This is a genomic window from Paracraurococcus lichenis (genome assembly GCF_030657435.1).
Lineage (GTDB): Bacteria > Pseudomonadota > Alphaproteobacteria > Acetobacterales > Acetobacteraceae > Paracraurococcus > Paracraurococcus lichenis.
In genome coordinates this window covers 1-17,419 of record NZ_JAUTWS010000086.1, presented here as the reverse complement: position 1 = coordinate 17,419, position 17,419 = coordinate 1, and the positions used below count along the sequence as shown (strand labels likewise).

Sequence of the window (17,419 nt, the reverse complement as noted above, 5' to 3'; positions counted from 1 at the left end):
CTACCGATACCTCGGTGACCGCCTCCGTGTCCCGGGCGCCATGCCCGTCCCGCCGCTACCGGATCTCGTTCGTCAGGCCGCCGCCGCCTCCGCCTGACCAGCCAACCGTGCCCGGGAATCTGCCCCGGTTACGTTGGCGGCCCGGGAACCCCGCCCCCCACGGCTTTGCATAGTCTCGGAGCACAGGCTCTTGCCCCTCATGGCGCGTTTCGCCTCTCTGCTCCAGCGACAGCCCGTCTTCACCGAGATGTTCGGCACCATTTGAGCCCGGAATGAGGGGATTCCTGAGCATACAAGCAGCTACGGGCGGGCTAAGTACGAGGGGCAAAAGCTGTGGCGGGGGTAGGTTTCAGCCTTCCCAAGCGTTGGCTTGTCTGATTCCCTCGGGTGCATGGTCCCGCCCGCCGATCCTGATGCGCTGTCACCGGCTGAGCTGAAGGCGCTGGTGAGCGCGCTGCTGGGCAAGGTGGCGGATCTCGAGCGGACGGTGGCGGCGCAGCGCGAGGAGATCGCCCGCCTCAAGGGACTGAAGGGCCGACCCGCGATCAAGCCGAGCGGCATGGAGCAGGCGACCGAGCCGAAGCCGCCGCGCAACCACCGCGGCCGTCGTGGCCGCGGCAAGGTGGCGCCCCGGGTGGCGGTGGAAGCGCGCGTGCTGCGGGCCACGGTGCCGGCTAGCTCGCGGTTCCAGGGCTACCAGGACTTCTTGGTGCAGGACCTGGTGCTGCGGGCCGAGGCGGTGCGCTACCGCCGCGAGCGCTGGCGGACGCCGGAGGGGCGGCTGATCGTGGCGCCCTTGCCGGGTGGGGTGGAGGGCCACTTCGGGCCGGAACTGCGGCGCTATGTGCTGGCCCAGTACCACCAGGGGCAGACCACCGTGCCGCGGCTGGTGGCGCAACTCCGGGCGGTTGGGATTGCCATCTCCAAGCGGCAGGTCATGCGCCTGCTGATTGCCGATCAGGAGCCATTCCTGGACGAGAGCCAGGCGGTGCTGCGGGCCGGGCTGGAGAATGCGGCCTGGATCACGGTCGACGACACCGGGGCGCGGCATCGGGCGGTGAACGGCGCCTGCACGCAGATCGGCAACGACCACTTCGCCTGGTTCGGCACCACGGCCAGCAAGAGCCGGCTGAACTTTCTCGAGCTGCTGCGGGCCGGGCACGGCGACTACGTCGTGAACGCCGCGGCGCTGGCCTATATGCGCGAGCGCGCCCTGGCCGGGCCGGTGATCGCCCGCCTGGCCGGTGATCCGCAGCGCAGCTTCCCCGACCAGGCGGCCTGGGCGGCGCATCTCGAGCGGCTCGGCATCCACGGCATGGAGGGCAGCCTCGCGCCGGCGCGCCTGGCCACCGAAGGCGCGCTCTGGGGCGCCATCAAGGCGCACGGCCTGCTGCGCGGGACGGTCATCGTCAGCGACGATGCCGGCCAGTTCGCTCTCGGCGAGCATGCGCTGTGCTGGATCCATGCCGAACGTCTCGTCCACAAGCTCGACACCTTCACCGACCAGCAGCGGGCCGCCCAGGCGCGCGTGCGCGACCTCATCTGGTGGTACTACGCCGACCTGAAGGCCTACCGGCGAGAACCCAGCCGACGCCGTCGGGCGGAGTTACGGGCGCGCTTCGAGCGGATCTTCACGCGCCGCACCGGCTTCGTCATGCTCGACCGACTGCTCGAGCGCCTGCACGCCAACAAGGCAGAACTGCTGCAGGTACTGGACCACCCGGAGATCCCGCTGCACACCAACGGCTCGGAGAACGACATCCGCGCCCAGGTCACCCGCCGCAAGGTCAGCGGCGGCACCCGCAGCGACCCGGGCCGCGACTGCCGCGATGCGTTCCTCGGCTTGGCCAAGACCTGCGCCAAGCTCGGCCTCAGCTTCTGGGACTACCACGGCGCCCGGCTCGGCATCACCGGTCAGGCCAGGGCTGTTCAACGCTGTGCGGTGGCGGGGGGTGAGTCCTCGCTGCCACAGGTCGGATGCGAACGGCGCCGGCGGGGTGCTGACGGGATTCCCGGATCGGCAAACCTCTGACTCATAGGGCGGCAACCGAGGGGAGGTTGCCGTGACCGCGTTCGCGCCGCTGCTGGGTCTGCTGGAGGAGGTGCCCGATCACCGCCGGGCGGAGGGCAAGGTCTACCAGTTGGCGTACGTCCTGCTGTTCTCCATCCTGGCCATCGTCAGCGGCGGTAACTCGTATCGCAGCATCGTCACCTTCATCGAGATGCATCGTCCCCGGCTGAACGAGGTGTTCGGCCTGACCTGGCGGCGAGCGCCGGCGCACACCGCCATCCGCTACATCCTGCAAGGCTTGGACAGCGACGCGGTGGAGGCAGCCTTCCGCGGCCACGCCAAGCTGTTGCAGGCGGCCCACGCCAAGCCGGGCGGTGGTAGTCTGGCGATCGACGGCAAGACCCTGCGCGGCAGCTTCGACGCGTTCCGTGACCGAGCCGCTGCGCACCTGCTCGGCATGTTCGCCACCGACACGGCACTGGTGCTGGCGCACAGCGAGGTCGACGAGAAATCGAACGAGATCCCGGCCGCCCAGGCACTGCTCGCCGAACTCGGCTTGGCTGGCCACCTGGTCACGCTCGACGCCCTGCACTGCCAGAGAAAACCTTCGAGCTCGGCGCCAAGGCCGGCGCCGACCTGATCATACAGGTCAAAGACAACCAGCCCACCCTGCATCAACAGGCCAAGGACCTCTGCGCCAGCGCCGCCCCGCTTTCCACGGCCAGTAGCCGTGATCGAGGGCGCAACCGGCAAGAGGAGCGCAGCGTCGCCGTCTTCGATGCCACCACCGCCTTCACCGACACCGAGTGGGCATCCCTCATCGGTGCCGTGATCCGCGTCGAGCGCGACGTCCTCGCCCGCAGCGCCAAGACCGGTCTTTGGAGCCGCTCTTCCGAGACCGCCTTCTACCTCGCCACCACCGCGATCCCAGCCGCTCGCGCCGCCTCTGCCATCCGGGACCACTGGAAGATCGAGAACACGTCGCACTACACCCGCGACGTCACCATGGGCGAGGACCGCTCCCGCATTCGCTGCAATCCGGGCATCTTCGCCCGCCTCCGCAGCTTCGCCTTCAACATCCTCAAGGCCAACCGCCGAAGCTCACTCCCGCAGGACCGCTACCGCGCCGCCATCGGTGGCGTCGATTACCTCCTCGGCCTCCTCAACATTCCACAGCGTTGAACAGCCCTGCCGGTCAGGCCGACATCCCGTACCTGCCCGACCTCGTCAGAGCGCGCTGCCAGCCCGCCTGACCGCCACAACTTCTGCCCCTCTTACCGGGCTAAGAACTTCGTGCCCCGGACCACGACGCGTCATCGACCGTCACGTCCAGGCCGTACGGGCTCTTCGAGAGATCGAGTAGAAAGACGCTCGGCCCGCCGACGTTCTGGATCGTGTTCATCGCGCGTGTCAGCCTCGCCGAGAAGGGCGGTAAGCGGGGGTATGTCGCCGTTACCTGGACGGTGTTCGGACCGGTCTTGACCACAGTCAAGCGGACGTTGGATCGGGAGGAGCCGCGTGCGTCAGAGACAACATCGCCATCGTAGACGCCCGCCGCCATGTCGGCGAGATCGGGCCTCGGTCTCTGGGTTTGCTGGGCAGAAGCCTCAGCGGAATCGACAGCCGAAGCGGCTAGGCCGAGCACGGCCCCCCTACAGAAGCTACGACGCAGCAGCATAGCTTTCCTCCCACGATCCAGCGGCCCCTAGCTTAGCCGCCGCTTACCGTACCGCCATCTCCAGCGTGAACGGACCAGGAGCCGATTGCGAAACGTCTGATAGACGCTGATCATGTAGATCCGCGCCTGCGTCCTGAAGCAGTAGTCCGTGTGGTTGTCGATGACGTCAGGGATGCTGATGGCCGTGTCCGGCTCAAGAGTGTCAATAACTTGGGGTAAGCCGCTTGGGTTCTGTCAGGATTCGCGCCAACAGCTGCGTCACCAGGAATTTTATTGCGATTGAAGCGCCTTTGTGAATAAGAATATTGCTACGTGCGGCGATTTGAAACTAAAAATTGCTGGTCGAAGAGCGTTCGGCGCGAATCCTGACAGAACCCGGCTGGGCTTGCATACGAGGGACACTCGTGGTGACCGTGGCGAGGACATGGTTGCCCTCCGCATTCGCCTCACCCCTCGTGGTCACCTGCTGTGCGAGCCCTCAGCCGACGCGCCTGCCCTGGATGAGGCCGTGGCGGGGCGGCTCGGCGAAGCCTTTGCCCGCGGCAGCGGCGACGGACTGCTGCGGCTCGGTGCCGCCGAGGCCAGCCAAGCGCTACCGCCGGCATTCGTCTGGTGGCGGGACTTCGCTTCGCGCTACGTGGCGGCGCTCTGCGGGCAGGCTGCCGGCGCCGGCGACGAGCGTGACCTACCCGAGATACCGGCTCCGGCTGAAGGGGAGCTCGCGTCCCTGGTCCTCACGGCGCCGATGATGCCGGGTGCGGAGTATCTGACCCCGCAGGTGCTGCGCGACTTGTGGGAGGCGATTGGGACATCGCTGGCGGCGGCCCTGGCCAGGTCCGGTGCTGGTCTGCAGGAGCTGCTCCGGCGGTTGAACCCCGCCTGGACCGTGGTCGGCCGGGTGCACTTCAACCTCGCCGAGAACCGCCGCGACCCAGAAGCGCCATTCGCCTTCATGGCCACCTACGCCGCGCAGCTCTCGGCGCAGGGGCGGGTGCAGCATCTGCCACTCGGCCAAGCGCTGCGCGAGTACGGCGGAGCGGAGAACCGACAAAGGCTGCTCTCCCTGCTGCTGCCGGTGCACCGCGCGGCGGAGAACTGCGCCTGGTTGCGGGCGGTGGTTGAGAATGGCGAAATCTACCACCCCCTGCGGTGGAGCCCGCAGGAGGCTGCACGCCTGCTGACCAGCGCAACGGAACTGGAGCAGGCGGGCGTGGTGCTGCGGATGCCCGCGGGTTGGCAGGCCGGCCGGCCCGCACGGCCGCAGGTGACGGCCACGGTCGGTACCCGCGCCCCCTCGAAGCTCGGGCTGGACGGGTTGCTGGATTTCTCTATGGCTGTGATGCTGAACGGCGAGGCCCTGAGCGAGGCCGAAGTGGCGGGGCTGCTTGCCGGCACCGAGACGCTGGTGCTGCTGCGCGGCCGATGGGTCGAGATCGACCGCGAGCGGCTGGGGCCCACACTGGCGCGGTTCCGCGCGGCGGAAGACCTCGCCCGTGCGGAGGGGCTGAGCTTCGCCGAAGCGATGCGCCTGCTGTCCGGCACTAGCCTCGGCCGAGAGGTGGAGGACCCTGCCGCGGCCGAATGGTCACGCGTAACCGCCGGACCCTGGTTGGCCGAGACTCTCCGCGCCCTACGGACACCGGAAGGCGACGGCATTGATCCTGGCGTGGCACTGCGCGGCACGCTGCGGCCCTACCAAAAGGCCGGCGTGCAGTGGTTGCACCTGCTGTCGGGGCTCGGCCTCGGGGCCTGCCTCGCTGACGATATGGGACTCGGCAAGACGATCCAGGTCTTGGCGTTGCTGCTGGTACAGCGTCAGCGCGCCGAAGGGAAACGACAGGCGCCCTGCCTCCTGGTGGCGCCGGCCTCGCTGCTCGCCAACTGGTCGGCGGAGATCGCGCGCTTCGCCCCTGACCTTCGAGCCCGCATCCTGCATTCCTCGGCCATGCCGACTGAGGAGATCCAGCGCTTCACGGCGGCCGAGGCGGCGGCGCTGGACCTGGTCATCACCAGTTACGGCACCCTGCTGCGCCTGCCAGCGCTCGCCGAAATCGGCTGGCGCCTGGCGATCCTGGACGAGGCGCAAGCGATCAAGAACCCTGGCGCCAAGCAGACCCGCGCGGCCAAGGCGCTGCAGGCGCAGGCCCGGATCGCGCTGACCGGGACGCCAGTCGAGAACAGCTTGAGCGACTTGTGGTCGATCTTCGACTTCATCAACCCGGGCCTGCTCGGGACGGCGCGGCAGTTCACTAGCTACACCAAGGGCCTCGCCGATCGGGGGCACAACCCCTACGGCCCGCTGCGAGAGCTGACGCGTCCCTACATCCTCAGGCGCATGAAGACTGACCGCACGATCATTGCCGATCTGCCCGACAAGACCGAAGTCACGGCGCATTGCCAGTTGAGCCAGCGACAGGCGGTGCTCTATGCGCGGGCAGTCGAGGACTTGGCGCGCGACCTCGAGAGTGCCGACGGGATCCGCCGTCGGGGCGTCGTGCTGGCGACGTTGCTGCGCCTGAAGCAGATCTGCAATCACCCATCGCAGTGGCTGGATGACGGCCAGTGGGCCGAAGCGGACAGCGGCAAGCTTGCCCGGCTGCGCGAGATCGCCGAGGTGGTGGCGGCACGGCAAGAAAAGATGCTGGTCTTCACGCAGTTCCGGGAAGCAACGGAGCCGCTGGCGGCGTTCCTCGCCGGCATCTTCGGCCAGGCTGGGCTGGTGCTGCACGGACAGACCGCGGTGCGGCAGCGCCAAGCGCTGGTGCGGCAGTTCCAGGAGTCCGAGGCGGCACCATTCTTCGTGTTGTCACTGAAAGCTGGCGGCTCGGGGCTGACGCTAACCGGGGCATCGCATGTCGTTCACTTTGACCGCTGGTGGAACCCAGCGGTTGAGAACCAGGCGACCGACCGCGCATTCCGCATCGGCCAGAAGCGCAACGTGCTGGTGCACAAGTTCGTCTGCCGGGGTACCGTTGAGGAGCGCATCGGCGAGCTGATCGCCACCAAACGCGAGCTGTCGGACGCCGTCCTGACGAGCGGTGAGGAGATTACCCTGACCGAACTGTCGGATGAGGCGCTGCTGCGTCTGGTAGCGCTGGACCTGACCACAGCGATGCGGGAGTGAGGGCGATGTCGCGCGGCTGGATGGAGTGGGCGCCCTACGTGCCGGTCGCCGAGCGGCGTCGGCAAGCGGAGAAGCTGACCGCGAAGCTGCGCAAGCAGGGCAAGTTCCTGGCACCAGTCGTCATTTCGGGTCGTGCCATCTCCAGCACGTTTTGGGGCAAGGCGTGGTGCGGCAACCTCGAAGCCTACCGCGACTACGAGAGCCGCTTGCCACGCGGTCGCAGCTATGTGCGGAACGGCGCAGTCATCGACTTGCAGATCGCGCCGGGTGAGGTGCGTGCCCTGGTCAACGGCTCCGCGCTGTACAAGACGAGCGTCACCATCCGGCCGCTCGCGCAGCCGGCTTGGCGTCGGCTCTGCGCCGACTGCGCGGGTCGCATCGACAGCTTGGTGGAGCTGCTGCAGGGGCGGTTCTCCAAGGCGATCATGGAGCGGCTCTGCCGGCAGGACACCGGCATTTTTCCCCGTCCTGCCGAGATCCGCTTCGACTGCAGCTGTCCGGATCATGCCTTGATGTGCAAGCACGTGGCGGCGGTCCTGTACGGTGTCGGGGCGCGGCTCGATGAGCAGCCGGATTTGCTGTTCCGGCTGCGCGCGGTGGAGGGTGCCGAGTTGGTCGCCGGGGCTACGGCGGACCTGACGTTGGTCGCCGGCGCTCCAGCGGCCGACCGGATGCTGCGGGATGACGACGTAGCCGCGCTGTTCGGGCTCGACATGACGTCGCCAACCGCGCCCGCGACGCCTGCCAAACCGAATACCAAGCCGCAGGGTGCGCGGCCGCCGAGAAGCCGCACACGAGCACCAGCTGCCTCGCCGTCAGTGCCGCCGGCCGCGACCAACACCGCCAAAGGTGTGAGGTCTCGTGCCGCAGCGGATGCCGCAGGAGGAGCCAAGGGCCGAAAGCCTGACGCTGCGGTTGCCACCGCGGGTCGAGGCGCCGCAATGACTGGCATGAGGGCGAGCACGGCCGGCGCCAAGCCGACGGAGAAGACCCGCCGATCGCCGAACGCTGGACCGGCGGCGGCGCCTGCCAACAAAGGTACCATACCAAAGACGTCTGCCGGCAAGGCAGTGACGCGGGCCCGGCCCGGCCAGTCCATGTCCAAACCGTCCAGGGCCGACGGACCAACGCAGAAGACATCGAGCATCCCAGCATTCAAAGTTTCGGTGGCCACTGGAGCGCCGGCCACCGTGCGGCCCAAATCGGTGCGGAGCCGGGCAGTGGCGTCTTGGAAAACGCGGGCGGCTGTACGCAAAGCCAAGCGGAAGGCATAGTCGCGGCCATCGACAGTCGCGGCATTTCCTCACTTCCGCGAAATGCAACGACCTGGTGTGCAGGGAGGGTTTGGCACTGTTCCGGCGCCGGGCCTTCTACATTGGCTTCCTGGTCGACCGACCGCCGAAGTTGACGGTGCGCTGCCGTCGCGGTGCACCGGTTGCAGGAAGCGGAGTATGCGGCGGCATGATCGCGTGCCGGTGAAGTCGGGCCCCCGTCGAGCGGACGCCGGTGACTGTTGGGACGGAGACACGTGCGACCTGCGCTGACCGCCAACCGCATGGCCGAGATCACCCTCGGTCATGTGCAGCGCGAGTACCCGACCAAGCTCGACGACGTGGTCCCCGATCTGGAAAGAGGTGAGCAACTACCGACAGCACGCATTTATTCAGCAAGCGCATTTTGTCTGAGCTGCTGCAGGACTACTCGGACCTCTTCCGCAGGCTTCGGCTTGCTGAAGAGGTAGCCCTGGGCCTCGCTACAACCTCTGCGTCGCAGCACGGCAAGCTGCGCCTCGGTCTCGACACCCTCGGCAGTGGTGGTCATCTCAAGTCCGGCGCAGAGGTCGGTGACGGCTTGTACGATAGCGTTGCTTTGTCGGGAGTTCCCGAGCTCACGGGTGAAGCTGCGGTCGATCTTGACCTTGTCGAAGGGGAAGCGCTGGAGGTAGCTGAGCGAGCTGTAGCCGGTGCCGAAATCATCCATGGCGATGCGAACGCCCAAGGCCTTCAGCCGGTGCAGGGTGGCGAGCGTCGCCTCGGTGTCCTGCAGCAATACCGTCTCGGTGATCTCAAGTTCGAGCCGGGCGGGAGCAAGGCCGGATTGTGCCAAGGCGGCAGCGACAGCCTCCACCAAGCCGCGGCCCGCGAACTGGACAGGAGAAAGGTTGACTGCGACCTTGGGCGCACCGGGCCAGGTGGCAGCGTCGCAGCAGGCCTGGGCGAGGACCCATTCGCCGATGGGCAGGATGAGACCGATCTCCTCGGCGAGTGGGATGAAGTCGTCAGGCGGCACCAAGCCACGCTCAGGGTGGCGCCAGCGTAGCAGCGCTTCGAGCCCGCTGACCCTCCGTGTATCGATGTTGACAATGGGCTGGTAGAAGACTTCGAACTCACTCATAGCCAGCGCCCGGCGTAGGTCGAGCTCGAGAGTGCGGCGCAGCTGCATGCGGGCGTCCATCTCAGGCTCGAAAAACCGCCAGCGGCCGCGACCTTCTGCCTTGGCGCGGTAAAGCGCCATGTCCGCACCCTTGAGCAGAGCATCCGGGTCGAAGCCATCCGTGGGGCAAAGGGAGATGCCGACGGAGGTGCCGATTACCATCTGGTGACCATCGAGCAGGAAGGGAGCGCTGATGACCTCGACGAGACGTCGCGCCAGGGTAGTGGCATCGCGCGGTTGGTCGAGGCTGGCCTGGATAACGGCGAACTCGTCGCCGCCGAGGCGGGCGAGCGTGTCGGTTTCGCGCAACTCGGCTTGAAGCCGGGCGGTGACGGCGCGGAGCAGGGCGTCACCGACAGGGTGACCGAGAGTGTCGTTTACTTCCTTGAAGCGATCGAGATCGAGGTAGAGGACGGCAAAGCCTTCGTTTCGTCTTGCTCGGGCGAGGGCATCGTTTAGGCGGTCGCGAAACAGGACCCTGTTGGGTAACCCGGTCAGTGCATCGTGGTGCGCGAGATGAGCGATGCGGAGCTCGGCTTCGCGGCGCTCGGTAACGTCAATCACCACACCAACCGCACTGAGTGGCCGGCCTGAGCCGTCGTACTCGTAGCGGGCTCGTGCCTCCACATGGCGGAGCTCGCCGTCGGATGGGCGCCGAATGCGGTACTCGCAGGCGCCTTCGGCCTCACGCGCCGCCATACCGCGCATGACCTCGGCCCGCAGTCGCTCTCTATCGTCCGGCAAGATAGGCGCCCACCAATCTTCATCGCCGATCGAACGCTCGCTGCCCAGAAAGCCGTACATTGCCCGGGCTTCCGCACTGACAGATACGCTGCCTGCGACGATATCGTGGCGGAAGCTGCCAATACGTCCTACTTCCAGGCTGAGGTGCAGGAGGGCTTCAGCCTCGCGTCGCTCCGTAATATCGATGATTACACCAACTGAGGTGAGCGGCCGGCCCTGAGGATCGTACGTGTAACGTGTTCTGGCTTCGGCGTGTCGCACCTCGGCAGTGGAGGGATGCCGGAAGCGGTACTCGACGGAGAGTTCCGGAGCCTGTCGAGCAAGGGCATCAGCTATGGCGGTCAGCATTCGCTCACGGTCTTCAGGGACTACGGCGGCTGTCCAGACCGCTGTGGGAACCGGGTCGTCACCCTCGGGTAGACCGAGCAGGAGGCGGGTTTCCGCACCGCAGCGGATGCCACCGTTTCCCAACAGGTCACACCGGTAAGCGCCGATATGCCCGACCTCGAGGCCGAGGCGCAGCATCGCCTCGCTATCGCGCAATCGCTCCGTAGCGGTCCGACTCTCGGTTATATCCTGTACTAGGGTGACGCAGCGCGTCGCTCGCCCGTCGGCGTCGCGTGCCGACACGGCCATACTCAGGCGGACCCAGATCACGCTGCCATCAGGCCGCGAATACCGCTTCTCCGCATCCCGAGGTCCGTCCGTAGCATCGATGCGTTGCCAGCGTGCCAAGTCAGCATCCAGATCATCGGAATGGATGACATCGGCCGGGCCGCGACCGTTCAGCAGTTCCACATCGGATCGCCCAGTCATCTCGCAGAAACGCCGGTTGACCCGCGTAAAGTGAGCGGAAGCCACGTCGATTTCGGCAACACCCACTGAACCTGTCTCGAACACCGCGCGAAGCATTTCCTCATGCTCCGCCAGAGTGCGAGCCATCGCCTCGCGTTCCCTCGCGCCAGCAAGCTCCGCCTCGGCTGCAGCCTTCGCGGCCAGCAATCGACGAAGCACTAACTGGTGTCGTGCCTGGTGATTTACGAAAAGCACGCCGGCAAGGATCAGTCCTATGAATAGTAGTGTTGCGAAGCCAAGACGTTTTGCATCCTGGCGCCACGAAGCGAGCACCACGCCGGCTGCCCGCGTCGTGAGGACGGCGAGAGGCTGGCTTTCAAGTGCTTGAACACCGATGACCCGCTCAGTACCGTCCACACCCCTTGTAAGCAGAGATGTGCTGCGCTCGCCTGACTGGAGCGTTCGGATCATACTGCTGATTGGAATGACACCGCCTACTTCGGCCTCCAAAGGGGGGTATTGAGCAAGCAGAATGCCATCGTGACGGACGAGGACGGTGGAACTGTCCGGACTAGGCGCAATGCTACGAAAGAATTCCTCAAAATGCTTGAGGGCAACGCTGGCGACGATAATACCCAGAAAGTTGCTGTCCGCATCTTTGATTCGACGCGCGACAATGAGGGTCCAATCGCCTTTGCTGGCATTGCGCAAGGGCGTGCCCAGGTAAATCTGGCGCAGGGGGTCTTCAGCAAAGGCGCGGAAGTATTCTTGGTCGTGGACAAGGATGTTGGGAAGTGGCCAGGCCAATGAACTGCTGACAACCTGGCCCTTTAAATCGGTCAGAAAGACATGGCGAACTTGTGGCAATACCGCAACGCGATCTCGCAAAATATCATGTGACAACCTGGAAGACATGGCCTCGCTGTAGATGCCAGATCGATTCAGGTTCTGTTTATACATCCACTCTAGAACACTGCTTTGCAAAACTTCGACCGACTTGAAGCTGGCATCTACTGCAGTAGCCAAAATCAATGACAGTTTTCGTGCCTCGCGCTCAGCGTCCCGCAATTCTGCCTCGCGCTGCTGCAGGAGATAATGAACGACACCAAGCGCGAGCAGCAGGCTGAGCAGGGCACCTGCGGAGATACGCCAGAGTGCTGCACGTGATCCTTCGTCCCCGGCTGGCATGCCGCCGCGTCTCCAGGCGTTGAACCCATGACCTGCTTGGAGCCATCCACTCAGGCGCTGCGACGTATGCCGGGCTGCATTGGACAACGGAGACATCAGCCGGGTTCCAGTGACAGAAGACGACTGGCCTGATCAGCGACGGATCAGGACAGGGCTACACGACAGCCGCGGCCACCATCATTTTTCGCATAATCGCGAGAACAGGATCAGTTCCTGGGTGCCTCATTGCTTTTCGCATTTAGATGCGGAGCAGCGTTAGGCTAGCGGCATGCGCCGCGCTTGGCTGCGCGGGCGGGAGAACCTGCACAAGCGCTACCTGATCCACGTTGCCGGCGACAATCTCGGCCTGATTATGCGGCTGCTGACGGGGGCGGGGATGCCTCGGGGGTTCTCGGTCAGGATTTCGGCCTCGCTTGCTGCGATCGCCACCCCGGATGCTGGCTTAGTCATCATTCTGATCGTCGTCGCTGACGATCAGACCGCGGCTGTCGCCATCAGCATCGCGCCGGACCCGCTCGGCTGACCGACGGCTTTTTCACCGGGCTGTTGACCTTCACGTAGGTCTCATCGACCCGCCATGAGCCATTGCTCGGCTGCAGATCCAGGCGGATCCGCTTATCGATTTCGGGTGCGTAGGCATGAATCCAGCGGAAGACTGTCGTGAGGTCCGCGTTCACTCCGCGGTCGGCGAGCATCAGCTCGACGTCACGATAGCTGATGGGGGACATGAGATATCGGCGGACCGCCCAGAGGATCACCTAGGCGGTGAACTGCCGTCCTTTGAAGGACTGGTCCGACCTCACCGAAGATGCTCGCTGCCGCTTTGCCATGCCGGGTATTGTACCCGGTCGATGTGGGTGCCGAAACTTGCAACAGAACCCCGTCGAACACCTCACGTAGCTGGCCGACCGATCAGACGTTCTCACTCCACAGTCCCAAACGAGGCACCGGCCCGACGCATTTTGATGCGCTCTCATGATACGCAGGATAGGTCGGTCGCACACGACGTGACGCCGTGAGGACATTCGGATGCGTTGCCTGCTTTCAGTCCTTGTCATCATCGTCGCAACGCTGACGCCCGCCACCGCGCAGCCCATCAGTGACGACGCACTCCGGACTGCTTTCGCGCGTCCAACGGCGGTACCCTTCCCAGCCAACAATCGCTTCACGGCGGAGCGCGAACTGCTCGGGAGAACGCTGTTCTTTGACCCACGCCTGTCGGGCTCTAACCTGCTGTCCTGTGGGTCCTGCCACAACCCGGCCTTCGGTTGGGGTGATGGCCAGGCGATCGGGCGCGGCCACGCGATGGTGCCGCTGACCCGGCGCTCCCCCAGCATTCTCAACTTGGCCTGGAGCAGCAGCTTCTTTTGGGACGGACGCGCGCCGACGCTAGAGGTTCAGGCGCTGGGCCCGCTGAGCAACCCGATCGAGATGAACATGCAGATCGATGCGCTGCCTGGCAAACTTGCGGTAATCCCGGGCTATCGGCGGCTGTTCGAGGCGGCTTACCCAGGCGAGACGCTGTCGCTCGATACGATCACGCGTGCCATCGCCACGTTTGAGCGCGGGCTGGTCAGCGGCTTCACGGCCTTCGACCGGTGGGTCGCAGGCGACGATGGTGCACTCTCGCCCGCGGAGCGGCGTGGCCTGGACATCTTCGTCGGGCCGGCCGGTTGCGCGGCGTGCCATGCGGGATGGAACTTCACCGACGGGCAATTTCATGACACCGGCCTTCCCACGCGAGACCTCAGGCGTGCGCAATTCAACACGCAGAATCCTCATGCGCTATTTGCGTTCAAAACACCGGGGCTGCGCGATGTGGGCCGCCGGGCACCCTACATGCACAATGGTTCACTGCCGACACTCGAGAGCGTCGTGGAGTTCTATGAATCGGGTGGCGAGGGCCGACCGAGTCGCTCCCCACTCATTCGGCCGTTCCGCCTAACCGAGATCGAGAGGGCAGAACTGCTGGCCTTCCTTGGAACCTTGACCGCACCACCGCGGGACGTCGCAGTCCCGTCGCTTCCACGCTGATGCCGATCGCCCGGAAGGCCAGGGTCATGACCATACGCGCCTCCCTCATCACCGGTATCGGCGTGCTCGGGCTGCTGGGCATTGTCCAGGCAGGCGCGGCCCTGCTCGGACAGAGAAACCTGAACTGGGTATTGAGCACGCAGGGCGCTGTCATTGCCAGCGTCAATGCAATTGCCGAAGCACAACTCGGCTTCGAGCGGGCTGACCGCGCCGCCCACGAGAGCAGGCGCGCAGCCGATCTCGATGCGGCCGAGGCAGCCGCCAAGCGCTTCCGTGCCGAAGCCGACACGCTCATGCGCGCCTTGCAGCGAAGCCTGGAAGCGGAAGAGGGCTTCGCGCCGGTGCTGCAGGGCACGCGAGACTGGATCAGGCAGACAGATCTCCGTCTTCCCGGTAACGCCGCCGAGGGTCATGCCGAACTGCTGCGGGAGGACCTCCTCGAATCCCAGCGCGACAGCCAGCAGCAGAACATCATGAAAGCCGTCGCCGCCATCATGTCGTCTGCTGAGCGGGCGCGGCACGTCGCCATGGCGCGTGCGACCACAACCCAGACCGTCGTGATCGCGCTCGTCCTCGTGTCCCTGGTGTGCTGCCTGTCCATGGGCCTTTTCCTCGTCCGTCAAGTGCTGCATCCCCTCCGCGCACTGACGAACGCGACTGGGCACGTCGCAGCCGGCAATCTCGAGTACCCGGTCGAGGGCCGTGACCGGGCGGACGAAGTCGGCGAGATCGCTACCGCACTGGATGCCCTGCGACGTGGAACCCTGGAGGCCCGCGAGGTACAACAAAAGGCCGATGCCGAGCGAGCCATCGCGGCCGAGCGCATCGGCTACTTGGCGCACCATGATTCGCTCACCGGCCTTCCCAACCGCGTGCTACTCCATGAGCGCTTGCAGCGGGCGATCGCGATCGCTCGGCACAACGGCCATTCTGTCGCACTGCTCTGGATCGACCTCGACCGCTTTAAAGCCGTGAACGACTCGTTCGGGCATCCGGCAGGGGATGCGCTCCTGCGCGAGCTGGCGCGCCGCCTGAGCGGTGCCGTTCGGGACACCGACACGGTGGCCCGGCTCGGTGGCGATGAATTCATCGTCGTCCAGACTGCCTTGGAGCGGCCACAGGATGCTGAGAGCCTGGCCGCGCGATTGACCACCCTGCTTTCGGAGCCGGTCGACCTCGAGCACGGTCGACAGGCCGTGGTTTCCGCCTCCATCGGGATCGCCGTATTCCCGGAGGACGGTGAGACCTGCGAAACGCTTCTAGCCAACGCGGATCTCGCCATGTACCGTGTTAAGGGAGAGGGCCGGAACGCCTTTGCCTTCTTCCGTGCTGAGATGGATCATGCGTCGCAGGACCGGCGTGCGCTGGAGCAGGAGCTCCAGTTTGCCCTAGCAAGAGGCCAACTCTCGCTCGAGTATCAGCCACAGGTGGACATGGTCAGTGGCCGCGTGCATGGCTTCGAGGCTCTACTGCGGTGGTCGCTGCCCGAGAGAGGCGCCGTCCGGCCTGACGTGTTCATTCCGGTGGCAGAAGCGAGCGGCGCTATCGTCCCTATCGGGGCCTGGGTTCTCGAAGAGGCTTGCCGCGAGGCGAGTGTTTGGCACGAGCCAATGCGGATCTCGGTCAACGTCTCGACCGCGCAGTTCCAACACGGTGACTTCGCTGGGCTCGTGAGCCGGACCCTGTCCGCGACGGGACTGGACCCTTCCCGCCTCGAGATCGAGGTGACCGAGAGCATGCTCAGCCGCGACCCGGTGCGGATGCTGGATACGCTGACCTGCCTTCGCGCGATGGGTGTCAGCGTGGCGATGGACGATTTCGGGACCGGCTACTCCTCACTCGCGACGCTACGCGCCTTTCCCTTTGACCGTCTCAAGATCGACCGATCTTTCGTGCAGGACCTCGAGGTCAACCCGGAAGCCGCGGCGATCGTTCATGGCGTGCTGGGGCTCGCAAAAGCCCTGAGCTTGCCCGTCGTTGCCGAGGGCGTGGAAACTGAGCAGCAATCGGAGTTTCTGCGCACGGCGGGCTGTGCGGAAGCTCAAGGATATCTCTTCGGCAAGCCAAGGCCGATCTCCTGTTACGACTACCTCACGCATCCGACCGCTTCATCACGCACCGCAGACATCGACTCTGGCTTGCTAGCGTCGTGTTGCATGGGTCAGGTCCTGGACGCGTTTGTCCCTGCCCGGTAGTTGCTTGTATGGGGCATCCCGGTGTCAACGGAATTCAGATGGCATTGCTCCTTCCGTCTGCCGGCATGAGCGAGTGCGGGTAGCCCGTCCATGAGGTTCGTCGGCAGGTTCTTGCCGTCGTTCGATCAGAAGGGCGTGGTTCAGAATCAGCCAATTTCGGGTCACACGGGCGCACGAAGAGCGCCGGCCTGTGAGGGCCGGATGCCGACGTGCGCTGTGCCCCGTGCGGGAGGCGGTCAGCCTCCCCGCGTCAAGCCCGCCGGGGCTGAAGCGATCCCAGGCCGAGCAGGGTGAGCCAGTGCAGATGGTCCTGGCCGGTCATCAGCTCCCGCGGGCTCTTGCCCTGCCGCTCGGCATGTCGGCTGCGCAGGAAACGGCGGTGGTTCAGGAAGAAGCGCAGCAGGTCCAGGTATGAGCCGCCGAGATGGCGGCGCAAGGTGAAGTAGGTGCGCAGCCGCGAGTTGAGGTTCTCCACCAGCGATCTGCTGCGCGGCGTGCTGGCCATGGCTCGGCGCACGGCGTCGAACAGGATGTGGAACTTGCTTCCCATCCGCGCTCGCAGTTCGCTCCACCCCTGCCAGTATGCAGGTGAAGTGGTGGGCAGGCGGTGCAGAATGCAGGCTTCCCGCACGACGTGCTCGGGAACGGCGTGGACACGTGCGATGGTGGCAAGCTCGAGATCGAGCACGCCGGCGAAGGCGAGCAAGTGGTCGCGCTGGTTCTGCAGGGCGACGCGCACCGGGCGAATGCGTCGCGGGTCCTCGGGCTCACGGGCCATCAGCTCGGCGACGACGAAGTCGAACAGCTCTCGCCGGGTCGCCAGGTCTGGGCCGGCCAGGACCAGGATGTCGTGCTGCAGCCACTGCACGAGTGTTCGCACGTCGCGGGCGAGGCACGACGCCCGAGCCTCCGTATCACGGGCCTGCTCGAGCTGGACGCCAACCTTGCCCTCTGGATCCCGCTGACCGGCGCGGCTGATTCTAGCTTGCAGCGTCTTGCGCCGGGACGTGGCGCCCGCGGCGAGGCGCGACAGCGTGTTGGCCAGGCCCTCGCACCGGCGCTGGATGTGGACCATCCGAACACAATCGCACGGGACGTGCTGCGCTTCTCGCTGTCGGTGCCGTTCGCGACCCGCATCGCCGAACCGCGGCGGCGGGGCCGGGTGGCGCCCTGAGGCGCGGCCCCTCGCTCCTATCGGGCAGTCCTTTCGAAGGAGA

11 protein-coding genes are annotated in these 17,419 nt (G+C 65.7%); 8 read left to right on the top strand and 3 right to left on the bottom strand.

The window, feature by feature from the left end:
- The first annotated feature begins 391 nt into the window (after positions 1–391).
- The 5 genes from Q7A36_RS34005 to Q7A36_RS33985 all read left to right on the top strand — a co-directional run bounded on the left by Q7A36_RS34005 (position 392) and on the right by Q7A36_RS33985 (position 8,087).
- Positions 392–2,032, top strand: a complete 1,641-nt coding sequence (locus tag Q7A36_RS34005; protein WP_305108249.1) for an IS66 family transposase — start codon at positions 392–394, stop codon at positions 2,030–2,032.
- Between the two features lie 31 nt (positions 2,033–2,063).
- Positions 2,064–2,651 (top strand): ISAs1 family transposase, encoded by a 588-nt coding sequence (locus tag Q7A36_RS34000; protein ID WP_305108248.1) that lies wholly within the window; start codon positions 2,064–2,066, stop codon positions 2,649–2,651.
- Positions 2,603–3,193 carry an ISAs1 family transposase gene (locus Q7A36_RS41800; RefSeq protein WP_370655749.1) on the top strand — a complete coding sequence of 197 codons (591 nt, stop codon included), beginning with the start codon at positions 2,603–2,605 and terminating at the stop codon, positions 3,191–3,193. Before Q7A36_RS34000 ends, Q7A36_RS41800 begins: the two co-directional genes overlap by 49 nt.
- Before the next feature lie 920 nt (positions 3,194–4,113).
- Positions 4,114–6,813 carry a DEAD/DEAH box helicase gene (locus Q7A36_RS33990; protein ID WP_305108247.1) on the top strand — a complete coding sequence of 900 codons (2,700 nt, stop codon included), beginning with the start codon at positions 4,114–4,116 and terminating at the stop codon, positions 6,811–6,813.
- Positions 6,814–6,818: 5 nt separating this feature from the next.
- Complete coding sequence (locus tag Q7A36_RS33985; RefSeq protein ID WP_305108246.1) at positions 6,819–8,087, top strand: SWIM zinc finger family protein; 1,269 nt, start codon at positions 6,819–6,821, stop codon at positions 8,085–8,087.
- Positions 8,088–8,472: 385 nt separating this feature from the next.
- Here Q7A36_RS33985 and Q7A36_RS33980 read toward each other — a convergent pair whose 3' ends face one another.
- Positions 8,473–11,973, bottom strand: a complete 3,501-nt coding sequence (locus tag Q7A36_RS33980) for a bifunctional diguanylate cyclase/phosphodiesterase (protein WP_305108245.1) — start codon at positions 11,971–11,973, stop codon at positions 8,473–8,475.
- A gap of 268 nt (positions 11,974–12,241) precedes the next feature.
- Here Q7A36_RS33980 and Q7A36_RS33975 point away from each other — a divergent pair, with 268 nt between their 5' ends.
- Entirely contained in the window at positions 12,242–12,496 is a 255-nt protein-coding gene (locus Q7A36_RS33975) for a hypothetical protein (RefSeq protein WP_305108244.1), read from the top strand.
- Here the strand turns inward: Q7A36_RS33975 and Q7A36_RS33970 are convergent.
- Entirely contained in the window at positions 12,468–12,701 is a 234-nt protein-coding gene (locus Q7A36_RS33970; RefSeq protein ID WP_370655748.1) for a hypothetical protein, read from the bottom strand. The genes Q7A36_RS33975 and Q7A36_RS33970 overlap by 29 nt on opposite strands.
- Positions 12,702–13,002: 301 nt before the next feature.
- On the opposite strand from Q7A36_RS33970, the gene Q7A36_RS33965 reads away from it, so the two are divergent.
- Positions 13,003–14,007, top strand: coding sequence for a cytochrome-c peroxidase (locus tag Q7A36_RS33965; RefSeq protein WP_305108243.1), 1,005 nt, complete (start codon positions 13,003–13,005; stop codon positions 14,005–14,007).
- A gap of 26 nt (positions 14,008–14,033) precedes the next feature.
- Positions 14,034–16,202: a putative bifunctional diguanylate cyclase/phosphodiesterase gene (locus Q7A36_RS33960; protein ID WP_305108242.1), complete on the top strand. Its 2,169-nt coding sequence runs from the start codon at positions 14,034–14,036 to the stop codon at positions 16,200–16,202.
- 250 nt (positions 16,203–16,452) lie between these two features.
- Here the strand turns inward: Q7A36_RS33960 and Q7A36_RS33955 are convergent, their stop codons facing one another.
- Positions 16,453–17,277, bottom strand: coding sequence for a hypothetical protein (locus tag Q7A36_RS33955; RefSeq protein WP_305108241.1), 825 nt, complete (start codon positions 17,275–17,277; stop codon positions 16,453–16,455).
- Between the last annotated feature and the right edge of the window lie 142 nt (positions 17,278–17,419).

What these genes read in the sequence shown, in the direction of transcription:
- Q7A36_RS33980 (WP_305108245.1), bottom strand. Translation starts at nt 11,973, where the DNA reads ATGCCAGCCGGGGACGAAGGATCACGTGCAGCACTCTGGCGTATCTCC.
- Q7A36_RS34005 (WP_305108249.1), top strand. Translation starts at nt 392, where the DNA reads ATGGTCCCGCCCGCCGATCCTGATGCGCTGTCACCGGCTGAGCTGAAG.
- Q7A36_RS33975 (WP_305108244.1), top strand. Translation starts at nt 12,242, where the DNA reads ATGCGCCGCGCTTGGCTGCGCGGGCGGGAGAACCTGCACAAGCGCTAC.
- Q7A36_RS33955 (WP_305108241.1), bottom strand. Translation starts at nt 17,277, where the DNA reads ATGGTCCACATCCAGCGCCGGTGCGAGGGCCTGGCCAACACGCTGTCG.
- Q7A36_RS33970 (WP_370655748.1), bottom strand. Translation starts at nt 12,701, where the DNA reads ATGTCCCCCATCAGCTATCGTGACGTCGAGCTGATGCTCGCCGACCGC.
- Q7A36_RS33985 (WP_305108246.1), top strand. Translation starts at nt 6,819, where the DNA reads ATGTCGCGCGGCTGGATGGAGTGGGCGCCCTACGTGCCGGTCGCCGAG.
- Q7A36_RS33965 (WP_305108243.1), top strand. Translation starts at nt 13,003, where the DNA reads ATGCGTTGCCTGCTTTCAGTCCTTGTCATCATCGTCGCAACGCTGACG.
- Q7A36_RS33990 (WP_305108247.1), top strand. Translation starts at nt 4,114, where the DNA reads ATGGTTGCCCTCCGCATTCGCCTCACCCCTCGTGGTCACCTGCTGTGC.
- Q7A36_RS33960 (WP_305108242.1), top strand. Translation starts at nt 14,034, where the DNA reads ATGACCATACGCGCCTCCCTCATCACCGGTATCGGCGTGCTCGGGCTG.